Source organism: Pseudomonas sp. nanlin1 (genome assembly GCF_045571515.1).
In the GTDB taxonomy this organism is placed as follows: Bacteria; Pseudomonadota; Gammaproteobacteria; order Pseudomonadales; family Pseudomonadaceae; genus Aquipseudomonas.
Genome location: NZ_CP124218.1, coordinates 3,041,227 through 3,062,300, shown reverse-complemented (window position 1 = coordinate 3,062,300; position 21,074 = coordinate 3,041,227). Strand labels below are relative to the sequence as shown.

Genomic DNA, 21,074 nt, shown 5'->3' with positions numbered 1-21,074 from the left:
TCTGGGCGCCTGTCGGCTGGGGACAACCTGGATATTGAAATTCGCCTGTTGATCGACGCGATCTACCTCAAGTACAGCTACGATTTTCGCGACTATTCTGGGGCTTCGATCAAGCGGCGCATCGTCCACGCCCTAGGGCAACTGGAATGCGCCACGGTGTCGGCGTTGCAGGCGCGCGTGCTGCGCGACCCGGGTGTGTTCATGCAGTTGCTGCAATACCTCACAATCCCGGTTAGTGAAATGTTTCGCGACCCCGAGCACTTTCTGGCCTTGCGCCGGGAAGTGGTGCCACTGTTGCGTACCTACCCGTCGATCAAGGTCTGGATCGCCGGTTGCAGCACGGGGGAGGAGGTCTATTCGATGGCGATCCTGCTGCGCGAGGAAGGTCTTCTCGAACGCACCATCATCTATGCCACCGATATCAACCCGGCCTCGCTGGACAAAGCCAAGCAAGGCATCTATTCCATGGAGAGCGTGCGCACTTACACCGAGAATTATCAGCGCGCCGGAGGCCAGCAGGCGTTTTCCAACTACTACACCGCAGCGTATGGCAACGCTATCTTCGACAGCAGCCTGCGCGACAACGTAACGTTCGCCGACCATAGCCTGGCGACCGACAGCGTCTTTTCAGAAACTCAATTAATTTCATGTCGCAACGTATTGATTTATTTCAATAAAAATCTTCAGAATCGAGCTTTCGGATTGTTTCACGAGTCCTTGTGTCATCGAGGATTTTTGATGCTGGGTAGCAAGGAAACCCTCGACTTCTCGGCCTACAGCGCGCGTTTTGAAACGCTTTTGCGCTCGGAACGGATCTACCGCAAATCATGAAGGAATATGAGGCGATCGTGGTCGGGGCTTCCGCTGGCGGGGTTGAGGCACTGATCAGTGTGTTCAGCAGCTTACCCAGCCAGTTCAGCCTGCCGGTCATCACCGTTTTACATCTGCCGGACCAGCGGCATAGCCATTTGGCCGAGGTTTTCGAACGCCGGCTACACCGCCCGGTGCGCCAGGCCCGCGATAAAGAAACCATCGAGCCGGGCATGTTTTACTTCGCCGGCCCCAGTTACCACCTCTCGGTGGAACGTGACTATAGTTTTTCCCTCAGCCAGGAAGATCGCGTGCATTATTCCCGCCCAGCCATCGACTTACTGTTTGATTCCGCTGCCGATGCCTACGGCCAGGCCCTGGCAGGTGTTCTGCTAACCGGGGCGAACGCAGACGGCGCCCGAGGCATGGCCAGTATTCAAAACGCCGGTGGTTTGACCATCGTCCAAGACCCTCGCGAGGCGAGTGTGTCAGTGATGCCCGAAGCGGCTCTGCGGCTGATCAGCCCGGACCATATTCTTTCACTCAACGGCATCGGCAAGCTGTTGGCCGAGCTGGAACGAGGCACATGTTAAGTCACATTGAAGCGAAGCTCCTGATTGTCGATGACCTGCCAGAGAATCTGCTGGCCCTGGAGGCATTGATAGCCCGCGACGACCGAGCCGTGTATAGCGCACAGTCGGCTGACGAAGCCTTGTCCCTACTGCTGCAGCATGAGTTCGCGCTGGCCATACTGGACGTGCAGATGCCGGGCATGAACGGGTTTGAGCTGGCGGAAATGATGCGGGGTACGGAGAAAACCAAAAACATCCCGATTGTGTTCGTGAGTGCGGCGGGCCGGGAGATGAACTACGCGTTCAAAGGCTATGAAAGCGGGGCAGTGGACTTTCTGCACAAGCCCCTGGACATGCACGCGGTTAAAAGTAAGGTCAATGTATTCGTCGACCTGTACCGCCAGCGCAAGGCGATGCGCAGCCAGGTCGAAGCCTTGGAGCGCAGCCGCCAGGAGCAGGAGGTGTTGCTCAAGCGCCTGCAGGTCACCCAGAACGAGCTGGAGCACGCGGTGCGCATGCGTGACGACTTTATGTCGATCGTATCCCACGAGGTGCGCACGCCGCTCAATGGGCTGATCCTGGAGACCCAGCTGCGCAAGTTGCATTTGGCCCGCGACAACGCCGACGCCTTCACCCTGGATAAGCTGCGCGCCATGGTCGATCGCGACGAGCGCCAGATCAAAAGCCTGATCCGGTTGATCGAAGACATGCTCGACGTTTCGCGGATTCGCACAGGCAAGCTATCCATTCGCCCGACCCAGTTCGACCTGGTGCAGATGGTGCAAAACCTGCTGGAGACCTTTATGGCGCAAGTGGCCGCAGCGGACTGCACCCTGACGCTCAAGGCCCCAGAACCTGTGCTGGGCACGTGGGATGAGTTTCGTATCGAGCAAGTAGTGTCCAACCTGATTTCCAATGCGTTACGCTATGGTGGCAAAGGGCCTGTTGAGGTGACGGTGTATGCCCACAACGGCCAGGCGGTATTGGAAGTTCAGGACCATGGCATCGGCATTAGCAAAGAAAACCAGGCGCGTGTTTTTCAACAGTTCGAACGGGTGTCGGGCAGCAATGTGGCGGCCGGCCTAGGGCTGGGTCTGTTTATTTCCGAACAAATTGTTGCGGCCCACGGCGGGCGTATCGGTGTCGAGAGCGCTCTGGGCGAGGGTTCGCGCTTCACTGTCCGGTTACCCCTCTAAGGGGATTGGCGCAAACCCGACATTTAGCGCAACCTCTGGCGCTGCCCATGGTCGTAATGGCAGCGAGTCTTTCAGCACATAGGTTTCCCATGAGTGAAGATGCACAAGATGTCGTTCTGATCGTAGAGGACGAGCCCCTGATTCTAATGCTGCTGTCAGATTATCTGTCTGGCCTCGGTTACCGGGTCTTGCAGGCAGAAAACGGTGAACAGGCTTTTGAGATTCTGGCCTCCAAGCCGCACCTGGATTTGATGGTGACCGACTACCGGCTCCCGGGCGGCATCTCGGGGGTGCAGATCGCCGAGCCCGCCCTGATGCTGCGGCCGGATTTAAAAGTGATTTTCATCAGTGGCTACCCGGCAGAAATTCTCGACTCAGGTAGCCCGATTGCTAAACGTGCGCCGATTCTCGCCAAACCCTTCGACATGCACACGCTGCAGATAGAAATTGAAAAGATGCTCGCCTGAACATTGTTCAGGCTTCGATCATTTCCCTGACCCGTGCGGTTAGCAGGTCAAACGCAAAGGGTTTGGTGATCATCTGCATGCCCTCGTCGAGAAAACCCGCCCTTACCGCAGCGTGCTCGGCGTATCCGGTGATAAACAACACCTTAAGGCCTGGGCGTAGCTGGCGGGCGATGTCCGCCAGCTGGCGGCCATTCATGCCCGGCAGGCCGACATCGCTGATAAGCAGGTCGATGCGCTGGGCAGACTCGAGGATCGCCAAGGCCGCGTCGGCATGGCCTGCTTCCAGGTAACTGTAGCCCAGTTCGTTGAGCACTTCGCAGACCAAATGGCGCACGGCGCCGTCATCTTCCACGATCAATACACTCTCACCCTGGCGAGCCCTCACCACAGGGCTTTGCATGATCACGGTGTCGTCGCTTTCGACGCCAACGAAGCGCGGCAGGTAAAGCCGTACCGTGGTGCCCACGCCCATCTGGCTTTCAATCGCTACGTGCCCGCGTGATTGTTTACTAAACCCGTAAATCATCGATAAGCCCAGGCCGGTGCCCTGGCCAATCGGTTTGGTGGTGAAGAACGGATCGAAAGCGCGCTGGATTACGCTGTCGGGCATACCGCAGCCACTGTCGGCCACGCTCAACTGCACGTAGTCGCCGGGTTGCAGGTTGGGGTGTGCGGCGGTGAAGGCGGGGTCCAGGTGGGTATTACTGGTGCGTACGCGCAACTGGCCACCGTTGGGCATGGCGTCGCGGGCGTTGAGCACCAGGTTGAGCAGGGCACTCTCCAACTGGTGCGGATCGGCTTCGGCGACCCACAAGTCGTCACTCAAGTGCATATCCAGGTGAATACTTTCATTTAGGCTGCGTTGCAGCAGCTCATCCATGGCCTGTACCAGTTGGTTCATGCGCACGGGTTTGGAGTCGAGCGACTGCCGCCTGGAGAACGCCAGTAGCCGGTGAGTCAGCCCCGCCGCGCGATTGGCCGAAGTGATACCCAGCTCGATCAAATGGGCAAATTCTTCGGTGCGCCCTCGGGCCAGGCGCCTGCGCATCAATTCCAGGCTGCCGATGATGCCGGTGAGCATATTGTTGAAGTCGTGGGCGATGCCCCCGGTCAACTGGCCCACGGCCTCCATTTTTTGCGACTGGCGCAGCGCCTCTTCGTTGAGTCGTACCTGGGCTGAGCGCTCTTCGACCTGCTGTTCGAGGTTCTCATTTAGCGCGCGCAATTGCTCCTCGGCCAGCTTGCGCTCGGTGACGTCGGCCGAGACGCCCACCAGCCCGGTGACTTCGCCGCGGCTATTGTGGATCGCCCTGGCGCGCACATCCACCCAATGCACGCTGCCGTCGGCCCACTGGTTACGGTACTGCAGGCTGTAATCGGCGCCATATTCGATGCTATTACGCAAGGCTTGGCTGGCTTTGGGCCGGTCCAGTACGTGGATCGAGTTTTGCCAGTCCTGGAAGGTAAACGCCTGGCGCTCGCCGTAGCCGTAGTGGGCGCGGGTCAAGGCCGAGCTGGTCAGTTGGTAGCTGGGCAAGTCGAGCTGCCAGGCGCCCAAACGCCCTGCAGTCAAAGCGTGCTGCAGGCGCTGCTCGCTTTCACTGAGGTCCAGCAGGCGCGCACGGGCTTCGTACTGGCGCCGGCGCCCACGGATGGCGGTGGTCACCAGGCTGATCAGGGTGACGGGGTGGAAAGGACGTTCCAGGAAGGTTACGTTGCCCAGTTGGTTACCAAACAGCGTGGCGGGCGTCTGGTTGGGCCCGCCGTGGTGGGTCATAAACACCACCGGCAGGTCCGACCAGGCCGGCTGCTCACTGAGTACCGTGGTCAAAGGGCTCAGATCGACGTGATGCAACGCTTCGTTGGCAATGATCGCCAGGCCAGCGCCCAGACGCAGTTCATCGCATAGGTGCGGCAGGTCGCGGGCGGCGACGGCGGTGTAGCCGGCGCGCGCCAACAGGTCGATTGCGATCTGGCTGTCGCGGCCCATGGGCGCCAGGATAATTGCACGTTCAGACGTAGGTTGCAGGTCACTCATTGCTCGTGGTCCGGCAGTAGCGGGTTACGCTCGCCGATATAGGTGGGTACACCTCGTAGTACGCCTTGGAAAGCGGAGAGCGGCTCACCCACGGTAAGCCCGTGGCCGCCAATCTTGTATTCGCGAATGGTCGACTCATGCCCGCCAAAGCGCTTTTTGATCACCGACATGGCGCGGCGAACTTCGCCATGGGCTTCGAAGTAGCGCAGCAGAATGACCGTATCGGCCAAGTAGGTGAGGTCCACCGGCGCGCGCATGTCGCCCACCAGCCCTTGCTGGGCCACGGTCATAAAGGTCGAAGCGCCGCGGCGGTTGAGGTACAGCAGCAGTTCGTGGATATGCAGTACGGGCGAGGTTTCGTCGAGCATCGCGGCCTGGTAGCCATTGATGCTGTCGATGACCACGGTCTTGATCTCTTTTTCATCGACGCTTCTGCGCACCCGGTGGGCAAACTCGCCCGGCGACAGCTCAGCGGCGTCGACTTGTTCAATCAGCATCTTGCCACTGGCTTGAAATTCTTCGAGGTCGACCCCTAGTTGTTTCATGCGCTCGAATAGTAGGCCCAACTCTTCGTCGAAGATAAACAGCGCCACCCGCTCGCCGCGCGCCACGGCAGCAGCGGCGAAGATCAGTGCGATCAATGACTTACCGGTACCGGCCGGGCCCAGTATAAGTGTGCTGGAGCCGTTCTCGATCCCACCGCCCAATAACCGGTCCAGTGCACCGATACCGCTGGTGAGCTGAGTGCGCGCGTAATGGGCACGATGCTCGGCCGCTACCAGACGCGGGAACACCTGGATGCCGCCTTGATGAATGGTGAAGTCATGGTAGCCGCCCCGATATTGCTGGCCGCGATACTTCATGACCCGCAGGCGACGGCGCTCGGCGCCATAGGTCGGTGCCGTCTCCTGCAGGCGAATTACCCCGTGGGCGATGCTGTGCAGGGTTTTATCCAACGGCTCGCTGGTCATGTCGTCGAGCAACAGGACCGTGGCGTTATAGCGGGCGAAATGGTGCTTGATCGCTAGAATCTGGCGGCGGTAGCGCAGCGAGCTTTGAGCCAGCAGGCGTACCTCCGATAGGCTGTCGAGCACCACACGGGTGGGGCGTACGCGCTCTACCAGCTCGAATATCTGCCGGGTGACCTCGCCCAGTTCCAGGTCGGATGAATACAGCAGGCTCTGTTGCTGCTGCATGTCGAGAATCATCTCGGGCGGCGTCAGCTCGAAAACTTCTACTTGCGGCGGTAATTCCCAGCCATGGGACAGCGCACCTTCACGTAGCTCTTGCTCGGTTTCCGAGAGCGTGATGTACAGGCAGCACTCGCCAGCCTGGGCACCATTGAGGAGAAACTGCAATGCCACCGTGGTCTTGCCAGCCCCGGGTTGGCCTTCAAGCAAAAAGATATGACGGCGAGACAGGCCACCCCCCAGGATATCGTCCAAACCGGCGATGCCGGTGGCTGCTTTTGCCGTGATCAAATAGGTCCCCTCGGGTAGCCAGCAAGTGATAGGGCGACGTCATGCGTACGTCGCTATGTTCTCGACCATGGCGGCCAAGTGTCGTTCCATTTACTAACTCAGAGCCCCTGTTGCAAAACTGGGTCGTCGGGGTTTTGTTGCTCCAGTTCCGCCAGGCGGATCTGCACGTTTTGCAACTGACCGGTCTCTTTCCAGTATTGAATCAGTAATACCCGAGCGCGACGATTGGCGGGGTGCTGACGGACGATTTCATCCAGCTGAACCTGGGCCGCGTCGACCTGCTCGAGGTCGTGCAGGGTGGTCGCCAGACGGTAGCGGTATTCAACGTTGTCGCCCTGCAACTCGACGGCTTTAGCCAGGGCCAGCAGAGCATACTCACCCTGGTCGTGGGCCAGCAACCAAAGGCCCAACTGATGCTGCAAAAACGCCGATTGCGGATTGCGTTGCAATTGTTCGGCGAGCATCTGCCGTGCAGCGTCGCCCTGACCGAGTTTTTCCATGACTTGCACACGGATGGCCAGCGCCTCGAGGTTATCGGGTGCCAACAGCTGGACGCGCTCGAGTGCGCGGGCGGCCTGGGGGTAGTCGGCGTCATACAGGTACAGGCGCGCCAATTGTAGCTGGGCGGCGCTGTCGTCGGGCGTCTGCTCCAAGGCTTGTATGTACTCGTCGAGCACCGCCTGGAGACGGCCAAAAAACAGGCCCAACTCGTCCGGAGAGAGGCCCAGCAGCGCCCGCGTGGCCTGGAAGCGGATCGACTGCTCGGAGTCGTCCAGCAGCGGGCCCAGGACTAGGCTCAGTTGAGCGGCGGGGACCAGGCCGGTTACCGCATCGATAGCAGCATGCCGCACGACGAGGGCGGCATGATGGAGGTCGCCATCGGCCAGTTTTAAGGCTTGTGGGCTGGGGTAATTGGGCAGTTCCCGGTAGAGCCTGGCACGCCGGCTGCTACTGAGGTCGTCGCGCGCCAGCTGCTGATAAAGCACTCGCGCAGCGCCTGGCAGGCCGTTGCGAGCTCGTTCCAGCGCGGTTTCATAGCCGTTTTGCAGGGTCTGCGGTGAAGGCGTTGGCGCCGTCTGGGCCAAGCGGACGGCCATCAGGCCGAGGCCGGCGGCGATCAGCACGATAAGCAGCACTAGGTGCGAACGTTTGAACATGCAGCGATCCGAAGCGCGAAGGCTTTTGCAGGGTAGGGTTATCTTAGCATTCACTCACCAGCATCTGGCCCATTGAGCAACTACCCGCTGGCGCCAAGGTAGGACGTTTCAGTTGGCAGGCGCTGAACGAAGCTGTAAAAGGGCGGGGCCCGGGGTGCAATGTGTGGCCCTGTCCACTGAGTGCCCGGGCGCCGACCTTTCTGCTATTTCGACATTCAGGCCCCCCATGACCTCGCCAACTGCGCGTACCGAAATGACCCAAGCGATGGTGGTGTTTTTCTCCTTTTGCTGTGGGGCGATCGTTGCCAATTTGTACTACTCGCAGCCAATCATCGCGCTGATCGCCCCGGCAGTCGGGCTGTCGAGCCACGGCGCCAGCCTGATCGTGTCCCTGACCCAGATCGGTTATGCCCTGGGGCTGCTGCTGTTGGTGCCACTGGCGGACTTGCTGGAAAACCGTCGGCTGATCCTGGTGACGACGGCGGTGGCGACGGTGAGTTTGATCGGCGCGGGGCTGTCTAGCCAGCCGGGGGTATTTTTGGGCTTGGCGTTGCTGATTGGTTTCAGCTCGGTGGCGGTACAGATGCTGATTCCACTGGCGGCCAACCTGGCGCCGGAAGCAGCGCGGGGCAGGGTGGTGGGCAACATCATGGGCGGGCTGTTGCTCGGCATCCTGCTGGCCCGGCCGGTGGCCAGCCTGATCGCCGACCATTTCGGCTGGCGCGCCGTGTACCTGGCGGCGGCGGCCGTGATGGCGGTGATTCTGCTGGTGATCGCCAGAACCGTGCCACGGCGTGAGCCCGCCCACCAGGCCAGCTATGGCCAACTCCTGGGCTCGTTATGGACGCTGTTGCGGCGTTACCCATTGCTACGCCAGCGGGCTTTGCTGCAAGGCCTCATGTTTGCCGCGTTCAGTTTGTTCTGGACCGCCGTGCCCATCGAATTGGCTCGCCAACACGGCCTCAGCCAAAGCCAGATCGCGCTTTTCGCCCTGGTCGGGGCCCTGGGGGCCGTGGCGGCACCGATTGCCGGCCGCCTGGCTGACGCCGGTTATACGGTCAAAGCTTCGTGGCTGGCGTTGCTGCTGGCGCCCTTGGCGTTCCTGTTGGGGGTCAGCCAGTGGGGCTATAGCGTCGTCGGGCTGGCCCTCACGGGCGTCGTTTTGGACTTCGCTGTGCAACTGAGCATGGTATTAGGCCAACGCACCATCTATGGCCTGGACCCCCACAGCCGCGCACGCCTGAACGCGGTGTACATGACCAGTATCTTCCTTGGCGGCGCGCTGGGTTCGGCAGTCGCCAGCGCGCTGTATGAAAACTATGGTTGGAGTGCCGTGGCCTGGGTGGGCGCGCTGCTGCCCGCATTGGCGTTGCTGGTGTTTGCCTGGAGCAGGCGCACCCAGTAGAGCCTACCACTGCACCTGTAGCCCAAGGTTGGCCTGTAGGCCGCTGCCGCGCTGGGCGTCCAGGTGGCGTCGGTAATCCAGGTTCAGATGCACCTGGGTGGCAGGGGCAGGGCGGGCCAGCAGGCCGATGCCCAATTCGCCGACGGCGCCTTGGTGGTCGGTGTGCATGGCGTCGCGCCCGCCGAAGGTCACCCGGTCGCCGCCGCGCAGGCCTTGCCAAAGGTTCGCGCGTAGGGACGGTTCCAGGTACTGGGTGCCCACTTGCTGGCGGCTGAAGACTCTGGCGCCAACGCGCGCGGTCAAGCTCAGATCATTGTGTAACTGCACCGCTGACACCGAATCGCGCGCACCGCGCCACTGGATTTTCTCCGCGACTAGCTGGGCTTGTGGCTCGAACCAAAGCTGTTCAGCCCATTGCAAGGGCTGACCCGCCTCCAGTGAAGCACTCCAGGCGTGGCCGCGCAGGTTCATACCCAGGCCAGCGTCAGAGCGGGTGTGGCCACTGAGGCGGCTGCCCATCAATACCGCGTCGAGGTAGCCCGCACTGGGGTTGGTCATGGTCCAATAAGCGCCCAGGCTGTTGGCGTCCAGTTCCAGCGAGCCGACCCGCGTGCCTTCGAAGCCCAGGGCAAAACCTTTGGCGTCACCGCGTAGCGTGCCGTGGGCAATGAAAACGCCTGCCCGTTGCGGGTAGGCGGAGTCCCGCTGGGCGAACAGATCATGGCCGACTTGGAAGCCCGTCACATGACCATCGAGTGCCGGGCTCAATTCGCCATCCCATTGCTGCTGGCGACGCTCACCTAATACCCGGCCCCAACTGCCTTCGCCTACCTCTTGTGAGCCGCGGCGTTGATGATAGGTAGCCAGCGTCGCCTGGCTCAACCAATGGGCGCCGCTGGCCGCCGCCGCATACAGCGGCGCCTCTGGGCGGTACAGCGGGATGGCGCGCCCGGGCTGGGCCTGGGGTAACGCCGGAGTGCCTGCCGCCGGGGTGCTGGCGGGGCTTTCGATCACGCTGGAGCGCAGGTACCAGTCCTGGCTGGCGCTGTCGCTCGGGGCACCGCGGAATAGGTAGTACTCGTAGGCCCCAGCAGCGACCCGCTGGCCGAGGCTGAAGGCCGTGCTAGCGGTGCTGCCGCCTGCCGTGGTTTCGACTACGCGAATACCGTCACCCTCGGTAAGCCCGCCCGTGCCGCCCACATTGCTCACGTACAACGCCGTGGTGCCGGTGGCGGCGCCTTGGGCGATGACCAGGCGATCACTGGGCGAATCGTCGCTGCCCAGGGCGCTTTGCAGCTTGAGCCGCGCGCCATTGCCCTGGTAGTCGCCCACGAGGGTCAGGCGATCTGCGCTGGAGGCGCCGCTGCTGGTCAGGTCAAGGGTACCGCTGTTGCGCACGACCACGTTCTGCCCTGCCTGGTTGGCGCGTACTGAGGCATTACTGGCGGCCAAGGTGCTGCTGGCGTCGATGTCCAGGCTACCGCTCAGGCTATCGGCATCGCCCAAGACCAGGTCATCGTCCAAATAGAGACGGCTGGTGCGGCTCAGGGCAATGCTTTCCCAATTGATAAAGCGCCCGGCGCCCGCCGCCTGTGAATCGGCAAACAACAAGCTGTCGGTGCCCAGGCCACCATCGAGCAACGGTGTGGACGCCAGCGTTGCTTCTGCCAACCCACTCAACAGGGCTGAATCGTTGCCTGCGGCCATCAGCACCTGCCCGCGAATCACCCCTGCATCACGCCAGATGAAGCGGTCGTCACCAAAACTGAGCAACAGGTTGCCGCCTACCTCACCACCGCTGATCTCGACCAGATCGTCGCCGCCGCTGACGCTGATATTGCCGCCAATGCGGCCGCCGCTTAGGCGAATTTGGTCGCGGCCAAAACCGGCCACCAGGTTGCCGATGATCTGGCCGCCGGAAAGGTCGAACAGGTTATCGTCCAGCTTCATGTCGACACGGCCAATGGTGCCTCCAGTCATGACCGCCACGTCACCGTCTTCAAAAGCGCCGCTGATGGTCCCGCCGGTCATGAGAAAGGTGTCCCGGCCATCGCCCTGGGCTAACGCCTGGATTTGCCCGCCGTGCATGACGAAGTCATCGATACCGGCGCCCTGGTTGACGGTGCCGGTGATTTGGCCGCTGGCGATTTCCACTCGGTCCACCCCTGGCCCGAAGTTAACGTTGCCCGCCAGGATGCCGCTACCGCCTGCAGGCAGGGTCAAGCTGTTATCGCCTCCCAAGTCGGTCAGGCCAGAGCTGGAGGTGCCGGAATCACAGAGGTAGGTGTCGTTGCCGGGGGTAGGGGCAAACGTGCAGTCGGCACGGGTTTCCAGTGCGATTGGCATAGCGATCAGGCCAACCAACACGGCTTTGTTAAGTGACATAACAGGTCCGGATCTTAGGGAGTCGATCCGAACATTCCCAAGAACCGCGCAGGGCGCCAAGCTGGCAGATGTGTTAGGGAGAGAACACTGCCCGCAACAAAGAGTGGCCTTTGGCCATTTGACTATTAGTTGCGGCAGCACTATACGTGTGCGTCGGCAATGCAATTTGCCACGTTAATAAGGTGCAACAGTGCAAATTGCCCGAACCAATAAATTCGGTAAATCTCTAAGTTACTGATTTAAATCGGATAAGCATTGCCACAAATTTGGGCATGAATAGTGCACAGCTAGGGCATGCCCTTTCAGGGATATCATAACAAGGAGTTTCACCATGCTGTCGACTCTAGAACTGCGCAACATCATTGAAACCAGCTTCCTGCCAGTGCGTTGCCAATGCATTCAGGCGCAAGATAAATCTCTCACTGTGCGCGTTTTTGACGCCAGCGCTAGCCAAGTCGACCTCACTGTTACAGGTATTCGCGCTGAAAAGCTGACCAGTAGCCGAGCCATTTCCAATCTGATCGCCGACATGCGCACTGGCCTACTGAGCAGCAAGAACCGCGTTGCCGATCCGCGCTTTGCCAACGATTCACTGTAAAACCCCGCCTCTGGAAACCTGCACGGTCGCGTACTGGGCAGGTTTCACCGTTACCACCCTCAGCCACAACGCCTTCAATCGCGGTAAAACACTTGCACCAAGTGATAGCCGAACTTGCTTTTGATCGGCCCGTGCACTGTGCGTAGCGGTTTTTTGAAAATCACCTGATCGATGACCCCCACCATTTGCCCTGGGCGCACTTCGCCAAGATCGCCGCCGCGTTTGCCCGACGGGCAGACCGAATATTTTTTGGCCAGTACATCGAAGGCTTCGCCCTTGGCTATGCGTTGCTTAAGCTGCTCGGCTTCTTCGGCCGTCTTTACCAGAATGTGCCGGGCTTGCGCCTTCATAACAATTGCTCGCGGGTAAAACCGGCAATTATGCCGGATTTCTATCGGCCGATCATGCCACGCAGGCACAGTGCCAAATGGTCGAGGGTGAAGGGCTTGGCCAGTAGGTCCATGCCCTCACCGAGAAACGCCTGCCGTTCTGCAGCACTCTGCGCGTAGCCGGTCATAAACAGTACCCTCAAGCCAGGTCGGTATTGGCGGGCGATTTCTGCCAATTGCCGGCCATTGAGGCCTGGCAAGCCGACATCGGTGACCAGCAGGTCGATACGTACGGGAGACTCCAGCAGTGCCAGCGCGCTTTCGGCATCGGCCGCCGGAAGGGCCTGATAGCCCAGCTCATCCAATACATTGAGCACCAACATGCGCACCGCGGGGTCGTCTTCGACCACCAGCACGCTTTCCCCGGCCTTGGCCAAAGGGGCAGCGGCGGGCGTCGGCGCGAGCCCCGGCTGTTCGATGACGGCCAAATGGCGGGGCAGGTAGAGACGCACACAAGTGCCTTCGCCTTCACGGCTGTGCAAGGTGACCTGGCCGCCGGACTGTTTGGCAAAACCATAAATCATCGACAAGCCCAGGCCCGTCCCCTGGCCGATCGGCTTGGTGGTAAAGAACGGATCAAAGGCTTTGGACAGCACGGGCGCACTCATGCCGGCGCCATCGTCGCTGACGCTGATCATCACGTAGTCACCCGGCTCGACGGGGTCGAGCGTGGCGCCGTCAGGGCTGGTATCCAGTTGGCAGTTGGCGGTTTCGATATTCAGGGTGCCGCCGCCGGGCATCGCGTCCCGGGCGTTGATGACCAAGTTGAGCAGGGCATTTTCCAGTTGGCTGGCATCGGTATTCACCGCCCAGATACCCTCAGCCAATTGCATGTGCAAGGTAATGTGCTCGCCTTGGGTGCGCCGGAACAGGTCTTCCAGAGAGCCCAGCAACTGGTTGGGGTCCAGCGGCCTGCGGTCCAGCGACTGGCGCCTGGAGAAGGCCAGCAGGCGGTGAGTCAGAGCGGCCGCGCGGTTGGCAGAGGTCACTGCGGCTTCGGTGAAGCGGCCAATCTCACTGGCCCGGCCTTTGGCGATGTAGCGCTGCATCAGATCCAGGCTGCCGATGATGCCGGTGAGCATATTGTTGAAGTCGTGGGCGATACCGCCGGTCAACTGCCCCAGGGCTTCCATTTTCTGCGCATGGCGCAAGGCTTCCTCGGCCCGTTCGCGCTCTTGCATTTCCGCCTGCAGTTGCACGTTCAACTGCGCCAGGGCGCGGGTACGCTCGCCGACTCGCTGCTCCAGGGTCTCGTTGAGGTCGCGAACCGCTTGTTCGATACGCCGGCGGTTGTCGATGTCCTCGGTCATGCCGAACCACTGCTTGACCTCGCCAGCGGCGTCGAGCAACGGCAGGGCGCGGGCGTGCATCCAGCGGTAATTACCGTCGGCCATGCGCAGGCGGTATTGCGCGTCATAGGGTGCGCCGGTGGCGATGGCCCGATACCAGGTGTCTAGGGTCGGCTGATAGTCGTCGGGGTGGACCACAGTGGCCCAATCGGTGAACTCGACTTCATGCCCTTCCACGTGGGTCAGCTGGCGCCAGCGCTCGCCATGGGTCGGCAGGTGGGCCTGGCCGTTGGCATCGGCGGTCCAATGCAAGGCAGGGGACAGTTCAATAGCTAGGCGGAAATAGGTCTCGCTCTCGCGCAGGCTTTGCTCGATGCGTTTGCGTTCGGTGATATCGATAGAGGCGCCGACAAAGCGCGCGGCATGGCCGTCTTCGTTACGATAGCAACGCCCTCTGGCGAGCACCCAGCGCACGCTGCCGTCGGCTTGCAGCAGACGATATTCTTCGGAGTATTCATGGCCTTGGGCGATGCAGTGGCCAATGCTGCGGGCAATGCTGCCGCGGTCTTCGGGGTGCACGCCTTGCAAATAGGCGGTGATCGGCAGGACCCCCGCCTGCAGGGGGTCGACACTGTGCAATTGGGCGAAGTGGGCGTCGGCCATAAAGATGTCGGTCTGGATGTTCCAGTCCCAGGTGCCGATTGCATCGGTGGCTTCGAGTGCCAACTGCAGGCGTTCCTCTACCTGGCGTTGGGCATCCTGGCTGGCATCGGCAGTGCGCTGCAGGTCGGCGGCGAGTTGGCGGCGTTCGTTCGCTTCGATCAGGGTGACCAGAATGCCAGCCACTGCGCCGCTTTCATCCCGCACCGGGCTGTAGGTGAGGTCTAGCCACACCTCGACACGCCGAGGGCCATGGGGCAGGTAAAAGCATTTTTCGTGGAAGGTGCGGACTTCGCCTGCCATGACCGCCGCGTACACCGGCGCGGTGAACGCCTGCAGCTCCGGCCAGATAGCGTCCACCGGCTGGCCAAACGCCCGGGGGTGATTGTTACCGATCAGGCGTGCCAGGCTGTCGTTATACAGCTGGCACAACTGCGGGCCCCAGAGCAGCAGCATGGGCATGGGCGTGTGGCTGATAATGTCGACAGCGGTGCGCAGGCTTTGCGGCCACGCGGCATAGACGGGCAGGGGACTAGCGGCGGCGCTCAGGCCCGCAATCAGCTCCAGGGTAGAGCCCGCCTCGGTGGTGCCATTCATTGCGTTATCTTGCATATACGTCGGCCGCAGCTCCTTGAGTCGCGGTATATTACTTTTTTTTCGATGGCTTTGCGGACTTTGCCCATGGAACTTCAAGCCCTGCTCAAGATACTCGCCAGCCAGGACGGGTCGGACCTTTACCTGTCCACCGGTGCGCCACCGTGCGCCAAGTTCAATGGCGTGCTTAAACCCCTGAGCGCCGAAGCGCTGAAGCCGGGCGAGATCGCCGCGGTGGCGGAAGCGATCATGGACAGCGAGCAGCGGCTCGACTTCGAACGTGACCTGGAAATGAATCTGGCGTTGTCACTGCCCGGGGTGGGCCGCTTTCGCGTCAACATCTTCAAGCAGCGCAACGAAGTGTCCTTGGTAGCGCGTAACATCAAGTTGGACATTCCCCGCTTCGAGGACCTGAAACTTCCGGAAAAACTGCTCGAAGTGGTCATGGAGAAGCGCGGCTTGGTGCTATTCGTCGGCGCCACCGGCTCGGGCAAGTCCACCTCCCTGGCCGCCCTGATCGATTACCGAAACCGCAACAGCAGTGGGCACATCATCACCATCGAGGACCCGGTGGAATATATCCATCGGCACAAAAAGTCCATCATTAACCAGCGCGAGGTGGGCGTAGATACGCGCAGTTTTCAAGCCGCGCTGAAAAACACCCTGCGCCAGGCGCCGGATGTCATCCTGATCGGCGAAATTCGCGACCGTGAGACCATGGAGCATGCCCTGGCCTTTGCCGACACCGGACATTTGGCCATCTCCACGCTGCACGCCAATAACGCCAACCAGGCGCTGGACCGTATCATCAATTTCTTCCCGGAAGACCGCCGCCCGCAGTTGCTCAACGACCTGGGCAACAACTTGCGGGCGTTTGTCTCCCAGCGCCTGGTGCGCACCACCGACGGCAAGCGCCGCGCCGCGGTCGAAGTGATGCTTGGCTCGCCGACGGTCCGTGATTTCATTCACCGCAACGAATTTTCCGAGCTCAAGGGCATCATGGAGAAGTCGGTGAACCTGGGCATGCAGACATTCGACCACGCGCTCTACGGGCTGGTGTTGGAGGGCGCGATCAGTGAAGAGGAAGCATTGAAGAATGCCGACTCCGTGAACAATCTGCGCTTACGCTTGAAGCTGCACCGCGAGGGCGCTGTAGAACAGACCAGCGCCCCGGCGGCACCGGCCCCGGCGGCAGATGTAAAAAGTGCCGACTGGGGGCTGGTGGCCGATGGCGACGAGCCCGGCCAGTCGTTTTAGCGGTTTACCAAAGCGCGGCGGGTGCGCTCAAGGCGCGTTCGATAGCCTGCAATGCTTGCTCCACTTCTTCGGCGCTGGTATAGCGGCCCAGGCTCAGGCGTAGACTTGCCAGCGCTTGGGTCGGTGCCAGGCCCATCGCCAGCAGCACATGGGAGGCCGCGTTGCTCGCCGAGTTACAGGCCGACGTCGACGACACCGCCAGGGCTGAACTCAGGCTGGCGGGGTTAAAGCCAGGGTGATCGACGCGCAGGTTGAGGGTATGGGCGATGCGCTGCTGGGGGCAGCCGTTCAAGCGAATCTGCGGGTGTGCCAGTAAACCTGTTTGCAAACGCTGGGACAGCGCGGCGATGCGTTGGTTTTCTTCAGCCATTTCTGCACTGGCGATGGCATAGGCAGCCCCCATGCCGACGATCTGGTGCGTGGCCAACGTGCCTGAGCGCAGGCCCTGCTCATGGCCGCCACCGTGGATCTGCGCTTGCAGCGAGCCACTGGCATGGGCGCCGACGTACAGGGCACCGATGCCCTTGGGGCCATAGATCTTGTGCGCTGAGAACGACATCAGGTCGACCGCCAGGGCGTCCAGGTCGATGGCCACTTTGCCGGCCGCCTGCGCCGCGTCCACGTGGAGCAATGCGCCGTGGGCTCGGACCAGTTCGCCGATGCGGGCAATATCGGTCAGGGTGCCGAGTTCGTTGTTGACCATCATCAGGGACACCAACAGGGTGTCCGGGCGCAAGGCTGCGGCGACTGCTTCTGGGGTGATCAAACCGTCGGCGTTGGGCACCAGCCAGGTCACGGGCACCCCTTGAGCCTCTAACTGGCGGGCGGTATCGATCACCGCCTTGTGTTCGATGACACTGGTGATAATGTGCCGCCGCGAGCCCTGTGCGGCCATGACGACGCCCTTGAGGGCCAGGTTGTTCGACTCGGTGGCGCCTGAGGTCCAGATCAGCCGTTCGGCTTGCGTGCCAACCAATTCGGCGACTTGACGCCGGGCCAATTCAACGCTCTGCCGGGCGCGATTACCATAGGCATGGGACGTCGATGCCGGGTTACCAAAGTTGGCCTGACGCCCCAGGCAAGCGACCATGGCCTGGATGACGCGGTCATCCACGGGGGTGGTAGCGGCGTAATCGAAATAGAGTGGGGAGCTGGACATGGAGATAACCCGGTGCGCGATCAATGAGAAGACAGGGAAATACTACGGCGGATCCAGGGCAAAAAAATTGACTTATTGACCTTCATTTGCGCATCAATTAGAAAAATATTCTAATAATGGATAGTTATTAGGTTATGTGTTCGAAACCTTCCCTGCTGGCGGCGCTATCCGGTGCGCGCCTGCCCGCGCGGCAAAAGGTCGCAATCGCCTGTTCCGCGGTTTACCCGCCAGGCATAAGGCCCTACAATTTCGCCCAAGCCTGCAGGCTGCCGTAGTACTTATTGGCAGCATCTGCGCACTATTCCAAGAAAAAAGCCCGTCAAATGACGGGCTTTTTTCGTTTACAGGTTTGACGATTTTATTGCGAGGTTGTGTTCATGTTGCGCCCGGTGTTGACCTATCTTTATCAATCCTTCAAGCGCCTGGGCAGCCCCGGCGATGAGCGCCGTGGTGTGCTGGAAGAGGGGCAGCCGCGCACGTCGCTGTGGGCGTATGCAGTCATGGCGGCGCTGCTCCTGTATATCCTGGGTGGCTTGGGCTACTACGCCAAGTTTCACATATGGGATGAGATGACGCCCGAACAGCAGGCGATCATGATCAAGTCGATGCAGGTTGACCCACAGCTGCTTTAAACCGGGGGTTGCCGCGCCACTTCGCTGGCGGGCTGCCGGCCATGCTCGGCCGGATGTACCGTTTTGCTGGAAATCTCTGCGCGCAACTGCGGCAGGCATTCGGGGTAATTGCGGTTGATGAAAGTGATCAGCCGTTCACGCACGTGGCAACGGGCATCCCAGCTGCGTGAGGAGTCCGGTGAGCTGAGCAGTATCCGCAGTTGCATGGATTTTTCGCTGGCGTCGGTGACCTGCAACACGCAGACCCGGCCATCCCACAGGTGTGGAATCTCCGCGCACAGGCGCGTGGTTTCCTCACGCAGCGCTTCCAGGGGCACCGAGTAATCCACCCACAGAAATACCGAACCGATCAAGCTGGAGGTGCTGCGGGTCCAGTTCTGGAAAGGCTTCTCGATAAAATAGGACAAGGGCACCACCAGGCGCCGCTCATCCCAGATCTTCACCACCACGTACGTGCCACTGATCTCTTCGATTCGCCCCCATTCGTTTTCGACGATGACCACATCATCTAGCCGTATGGGCTGGGAAATGGCGATTTGCAAGCCGGCGATCAGGTTCCCCAGGACAGGCTTGGCGGCAAAACCTGCCGCAAGCCCGGCCAGGCCAGCGGAGGCCAGCAGGCTGGTGCCAATTTGCCGGACCGCCGGAAAGCTCATTAGGATCAGGCCGGTGCCGAAAATCAGCACAACGGCGTTCAAACAGCGCATCAGCACTTTGACCTGGGTCTGAATGCGTCGGGCGTTGAGGTTGTCTTCGATGTCCAGCGGGTGGCGAATTGCCAAAGTGTCGGCCACCGCCGTCACGCAGCGCAGGCCGAGCCAGGTCATGGCGGCGATCAGGAGCATGCCATTGATATGCTGCACGCTCTTAATCAGCATCAGGTCATCTGGGGCTGACGTCCACACCGCCTGCAATGCCAATAGGGGCAATAGCCACAGGCTTGGCTGTTCTGCACGTTTGAGCAACTGGCTAGCAAGGATGAATGATTTCGCTATACGGCGCAGGACCACCAGGCCGATCCAGCGCACCAGGAGTACCACCAACACCGCCACGGTGGCCGCGAGCAGTGTGCTTAGCCAGGGTAGCGGGACCTTGTCGAGCCAGGATTGGGGAAGTATATGTTCCATCGGTGTTTGGCGCTCCAAGCATTGAGTCAGTTTAGGTCGACTGGCATAGCAACACCTAGGTTCCCCACGTTAGGAAAAGACCGCTCCTTCAAGCAAGCTAGGCAGGCCGACCTTTGCGCCCGATCGGCCGATTCTGCGAGACTACAACCTTTCACACCGTCATAGGCGGCCCGCCGTGTTTTATCGCTTAGTGTTGCTGATCCCGCTGTCGTTCGTTGTGCCGGCGTTCGCCGATGACATCGCAATCATCTGGCCTGCGGGCTGGGAAGTGGAAAACACCCCTGCTGCGCCGGGAGCCGACGCCGCCGGGGTGACACGCCAGCGGGCGACCCGCAATGACGCCAATGGCGACCCCGTGATGGTCGTAGAGTTGACCCGCTCGCCGCTGCAGCCCGGGCATGAGGTCAACCTCAGTGGGGTCGTGTTGGAAATGCGCAAAGCGGTGCAGATCAACTTCTCCCAGGGCGGCTATCAAAGCCTCTGCACAAAAATTCATGACGGCTCACTGGGTAATCTGCCGGCCATGGAAACCACCTGTAAGGTGACCCTCAACGGTAACCATGTGATGACCCAAACCCTGGTCGCCGCCGCTGGCCAGGGCGCCGCGTATGGCTTCAGCTATGCAGGCTCCGCAGCGGGGTATGCGCAGTACCAGGGCGAGGTGGCTGACATCCGTGGCCGATTGCAGTCGATGTCGCAGTAGCCCGAGGCCTTTGAGGGTGTTTCCGACACATTTATATACGCTTTGATTATTGATAAATATCAATGACCTATAAACCTGTGCCGGCATTTCGCGAACGGTCATTGCGCAGAGTGGAGGCGAGGTATATACCCATTGAAAGCGCTTCAATTAATGAAGCGCAGCGCGGTGAGGGATGGGTCATGTTTTTATATGGACTGAGCGACATCGAACTACGCAGTTATATCGAGCGTGTTTTTTGGCCTATCAACTGTGTTTGTACCGTCGACCGGGACGCAGAGACGCTGAAGATTCGCTTGCACGACTCGCATACCGGGCGCACTGCAGATTTCCAGCACATCCCGTTCAAGCGTATTGAGCATGCCCGCAGCCTCAACGCCCTGATCGCAGAGCTGCGCTCGCGCTGGAGTGAGTCGGAGCAGGAGACTCGCCACGCTCACGCCGGTTGACAGTGCTTTTTTCGCTGCTAAGCGTCGTCTTGGTTTTTTTTTGCAATCGATGCGTAGGCGACGCTTCAATTCGTGGTTAACTTTGACCTTTCTCACTTTACAGTCAGAAGGATCAGGTTAATGGCTCAAGTAACCCATAAAGGCAACCCCATTCAAGTCAAAGGCGAGCTGCCTCAGGTCGGCGCCCAGGCACCGGCATTTTCATTGGTTGCAGGCGATCTGGCAGATACCACGCTGGCTAGCTTCGCGGGCAAGCGTAAGGTCTTGAACATCTTCCCGAGCATCGACACCCCCACCTGCGCCACATCGGTGCGCAAGTTCAACGCCCAGGCCAATGAGCTGAGCAACACCGTGGTGCTGTGCATCTCCGCCGACCTGCCGTTCGCCCAGGCACGCTTCTGCGGCGCCGAAGGGCTGGAAAACGTCAAGAACCTATCCACCCTGCGCGGCGCCGAGTTCAGCGAAACCTACGGCGTGGCCATCGCTGAAGGCCCCCTCAAAGGCCTCACCGCCCGGGCCGTGGTGGTGCTCGATGAACAGGATAAAGTGCTGCACAGTGAGCTGGTCCCCGAGATCGGCCAGGAGCCCAACTACGAGGCCGCACTCGCTGTCCTCAAGTAACGGGTGCGTTGGGGCATTTGTTCAACGTCTTTGCTTAGAAGCGACCTGATTGCTCAGGTCGTTTTCATTTTCAGCGCCCCGTGAAAAT

Annotated in this window: 19 protein-coding genes; 11 read left to right on the top strand and 8 right to left on the bottom strand. The window is 60.6% G+C overall.

The window, feature by feature from the left end; genetic code table 11:
- Positions 1 to 9: 9 nt before the first annotated feature.
- The 4 genes from QCL65_RS14215 to QCL65_RS14200 all read left to right on the top strand — a co-directional run bounded on the left by QCL65_RS14215 (position 10) and on the right by QCL65_RS14200 (position 3,045).
- Positions 10 to 831: a CheR family methyltransferase gene (locus QCL65_RS14215; protein WP_407316856.1), complete on the top strand. Its 822-nt coding sequence runs from the start codon at positions 10 to 12 to the stop codon at positions 829 to 831.
- Entirely contained in the window at positions 828 to 1,403 is a 576-nt protein-coding gene (locus QCL65_RS14210; protein ID WP_407309643.1) for a chemotaxis protein CheB, read from the top strand. The genes QCL65_RS14215 and QCL65_RS14210 overlap by 4 nt, the downstream gene beginning before the upstream one ends.
- The gene (locus tag QCL65_RS14205) at positions 1,397 to 2,578 is read left to right on the top strand and encodes an ATP-binding protein (protein WP_407309641.1); all 1,182 of its coding nucleotides are present in this window, start codon (positions 1,397 to 1,399) and stop codon (positions 2,576 to 2,578) included. The genes QCL65_RS14210 and QCL65_RS14205 overlap by 7 nt, the downstream gene beginning before the upstream one ends.
- An 89-nt stretch (positions 2,579 to 2,667) precedes the next feature.
- Positions 2,668 to 3,045: a response regulator gene (locus QCL65_RS14200; RefSeq protein WP_407316855.1), complete on the top strand. Its 378-nt coding sequence runs from the start codon at positions 2,668 to 2,670 to the stop codon at positions 3,043 to 3,045.
- Between the two features lie 7 nt (positions 3,046 to 3,052).
- Here QCL65_RS14200 and QCL65_RS14195 read toward each other — a convergent pair whose 3' ends face one another.
- The 3 genes from QCL65_RS14195 to QCL65_RS14185 form a co-directional block, all read right to left on the bottom strand.
- Positions 3,053 to 5,083 (bottom strand): response regulator, encoded by a 2,031-nt coding sequence (locus QCL65_RS14195; protein ID WP_407309639.1) that lies wholly within the window; start codon positions 5,081 to 5,083, stop codon positions 3,053 to 3,055.
- Positions 5,080 to 6,564 (bottom strand): ATPase domain-containing protein, encoded by a 1,485-nt coding sequence (locus QCL65_RS14190; RefSeq protein WP_407309637.1) that lies wholly within the window; start codon positions 6,562 to 6,564, stop codon positions 5,080 to 5,082. The genes QCL65_RS14195 and QCL65_RS14190 overlap by 4 nt, the downstream gene beginning before the upstream one ends.
- A 98-nt stretch (positions 6,565 to 6,662) precedes the next feature.
- A complete protein-coding gene (locus QCL65_RS14185; RefSeq protein WP_407309635.1) occupies positions 6,663 to 7,721 on the bottom strand; it encodes a tetratricopeptide repeat protein in 1,059 nt (352 codons plus the stop codon).
- Between the two features lie 226 nt (positions 7,722 to 7,947).
- Here QCL65_RS14185 and QCL65_RS14180 point away from each other — a divergent pair, with 226 nt between their 5' ends.
- Positions 7,948 to 9,126 carry an MFS transporter gene (locus QCL65_RS14180; protein ID WP_407309633.1) on the top strand — a complete coding sequence of 393 codons (1,179 nt, stop codon included), beginning with the start codon at positions 7,948 to 7,950 and terminating at the stop codon, positions 9,124 to 9,126.
- Positions 9,127 to 9,129: 3 nt separating this feature from the next.
- Here the strand turns inward: QCL65_RS14180 and QCL65_RS14175 are convergent, their stop codons facing one another.
- Positions 9,130 to 11,511 (bottom strand): autotransporter domain-containing protein, encoded by a 2,382-nt coding sequence (locus tag QCL65_RS14175; protein ID WP_407309631.1) that lies wholly within the window; start codon positions 11,509 to 11,511, stop codon positions 9,130 to 9,132.
- A 331-nt stretch (positions 11,512 to 11,842) separates the two neighbouring features.
- On the opposite strand from QCL65_RS14175, the gene QCL65_RS14170 reads away from it, so the two are divergent.
- Positions 11,843 to 12,109, top strand: coding sequence for a DUF1652 domain-containing protein (locus QCL65_RS14170; protein ID WP_407309629.1), 267 nt, complete (start codon positions 11,843 to 11,845; stop codon positions 12,107 to 12,109).
- A 74-nt stretch (positions 12,110 to 12,183) separates the two neighbouring features.
- Here the strand turns inward: QCL65_RS14170 and QCL65_RS14165 are convergent, their stop codons facing one another.
- Positions 12,184 to 12,459, bottom strand: coding sequence for a peptidylprolyl isomerase (locus QCL65_RS14165; RefSeq protein WP_407309627.1), 276 nt, complete (start codon positions 12,457 to 12,459; stop codon positions 12,184 to 12,186).
- Between the two features lie 41 nt (positions 12,460 to 12,500).
- A complete protein-coding gene (locus QCL65_RS14160) occupies positions 12,501 to 15,044 on the bottom strand; it encodes a PAS domain-containing protein (RefSeq protein ID WP_407309625.1) in 2,544 nt (847 codons plus the stop codon).
- Between the two features lie 84 nt (positions 15,045 to 15,128).
- Here QCL65_RS14160 and QCL65_RS14155 point away from each other — a divergent pair, with 84 nt between their 5' ends.
- Complete coding sequence (locus QCL65_RS14155; protein WP_407309623.1) at positions 15,129 to 16,298, top strand: PilT/PilU family type 4a pilus ATPase; 1,170 nt, start codon at positions 15,129 to 15,131, stop codon at positions 16,296 to 16,298.
- 4 nt (positions 16,299 to 16,302) lie between these two features.
- On the opposite strand, the gene QCL65_RS14150 is transcribed toward QCL65_RS14155, so the two are convergent.
- Positions 16,303 to 17,457 (bottom strand): cysteine desulfurase family protein, encoded by a 1,155-nt coding sequence (locus tag QCL65_RS14150; RefSeq protein WP_407309621.1) that lies wholly within the window; start codon positions 17,455 to 17,457, stop codon positions 16,303 to 16,305.
- Between the two features lie 377 nt (positions 17,458 to 17,834).
- On the opposite strand from QCL65_RS14150, the gene QCL65_RS14145 reads away from it, so the two are divergent.
- Entirely contained in the window at positions 17,835 to 18,089 is a 255-nt protein-coding gene (locus tag QCL65_RS14145; RefSeq protein ID WP_407309619.1) for a hypothetical protein, read from the top strand.
- On the opposite strand, the gene QCL65_RS14140 is transcribed toward QCL65_RS14145, so the two are convergent.
- The gene (locus QCL65_RS14140; protein WP_407309617.1) at positions 18,086 to 19,216 is read right to left on the bottom strand and encodes a mechanosensitive ion channel family protein; all 1,131 of its coding nucleotides are present in this window, start codon (positions 19,214 to 19,216) and stop codon (positions 18,086 to 18,088) included. The two genes, QCL65_RS14145 and QCL65_RS14140, sit on opposite strands and share 4 nt — an antisense overlap.
- Before the next feature lie 175 nt (positions 19,217 to 19,391).
- On the opposite strand from QCL65_RS14140, the gene QCL65_RS14135 reads away from it, so the two are divergent.
- From QCL65_RS14135 to tpx, 3 genes are all read left to right on the top strand, one after another.
- Entirely contained in the window at positions 19,392 to 19,919 is a 528-nt protein-coding gene (locus QCL65_RS14135) for a DUF4946 domain-containing protein (protein ID WP_407309615.1), read from the top strand.
- 179 nt (positions 19,920 to 20,098) lie between these two features.
- Positions 20,099 to 20,365: a DUF1652 domain-containing protein gene (locus QCL65_RS14130; RefSeq protein ID WP_407309613.1), complete on the top strand. Its 267-nt coding sequence runs from the start codon at positions 20,099 to 20,101 to the stop codon at positions 20,363 to 20,365.
- A 120-nt stretch (positions 20,366 to 20,485) separates the two neighbouring features.
- Positions 20,486 to 20,986, top strand: a complete 501-nt coding sequence (tpx, locus tag QCL65_RS14125) for a thiol peroxidase (protein ID WP_407309611.1) — start codon at positions 20,486 to 20,488, stop codon at positions 20,984 to 20,986.
- Positions 20,987 to 21,074: the final 88 nt, after the last annotated feature.

Excerpts from the sequence above, each read along its gene's own strand:
- QCL65_RS14210 (WP_407309643.1), top strand. The coding sequence starts at position 828 with ATGAAGGAATATGAGGCGATCGTGGTCGGGGCTTCCGCTGGCGGGGTT.
- QCL65_RS14205 (WP_407309641.1), top strand. The coding sequence starts at position 1,397 with ATGTTAAGTCACATTGAAGCGAAGCTCCTGATTGTCGATGACCTGCCA.
- QCL65_RS14200 (WP_407316855.1), top strand. The coding sequence starts at position 2,668 with ATGAGTGAAGATGCACAAGATGTCGTTCTGATCGTAGAGGACGAGCCC.
- QCL65_RS14195 (WP_407309639.1), bottom strand. The coding sequence starts at position 5,083 with ATGAGTGACCTGCAACCTACGTCTGAACGTGCAATTATCCTGGCGCCC.
- QCL65_RS14185 (WP_407309635.1), bottom strand. The coding sequence starts at position 7,721 with ATGTTCAAACGTTCGCACCTAGTGCTGCTTATCGTGCTGATCGCCGCC.
- QCL65_RS14180 (WP_407309633.1), top strand. The coding sequence starts at position 7,948 with ATGACCTCGCCAACTGCGCGTACCGAAATGACCCAAGCGATGGTGGTG.
- QCL65_RS14175 (WP_407309631.1), bottom strand. The coding sequence starts at position 11,511 with ATGTCACTTAACAAAGCCGTGTTGGTTGGCCTGATCGCTATGCCAATC.
- QCL65_RS14170 (WP_407309629.1), top strand. The coding sequence starts at position 11,843 with ATGCTGTCGACTCTAGAACTGCGCAACATCATTGAAACCAGCTTCCTG.
- QCL65_RS14165 (WP_407309627.1), bottom strand. The coding sequence starts at position 12,459 with ATGAAGGCGCAAGCCCGGCACATTCTGGTAAAGACGGCCGAAGAAGCC.
- QCL65_RS14160 (WP_407309625.1), bottom strand. The coding sequence starts at position 15,044 with ATGAATGGCACCACCGAGGCGGGCTCTACCCTGGAGCTGATTGCGGGC.
- QCL65_RS14155 (WP_407309623.1), top strand. The coding sequence starts at position 15,129 with ATGGAACTTCAAGCCCTGCTCAAGATACTCGCCAGCCAGGACGGGTCG.
- QCL65_RS14150 (WP_407309621.1), bottom strand. The coding sequence starts at position 17,457 with ATGTCCAGCTCCCCACTCTATTTCGATTACGCCGCTACCACCCCCGTG.
- QCL65_RS14145 (WP_407309619.1), top strand. The coding sequence starts at position 17,835 with ATGTTGCGCCCGGTGTTGACCTATCTTTATCAATCCTTCAAGCGCCTG.
- QCL65_RS14140 (WP_407309617.1), bottom strand. The coding sequence starts at position 19,216 with ATGGAACATATACTTCCCCAATCCTGGCTCGACAAGGTCCCGCTACCC.
- QCL65_RS14130 (WP_407309613.1), top strand. The coding sequence starts at position 20,099 with ATGTTTTTATATGGACTGAGCGACATCGAACTACGCAGTTATATCGAG.
- tpx (WP_407309611.1), top strand. The coding sequence starts at position 20,486 with ATGGCTCAAGTAACCCATAAAGGCAACCCCATTCAAGTCAAAGGCGAG.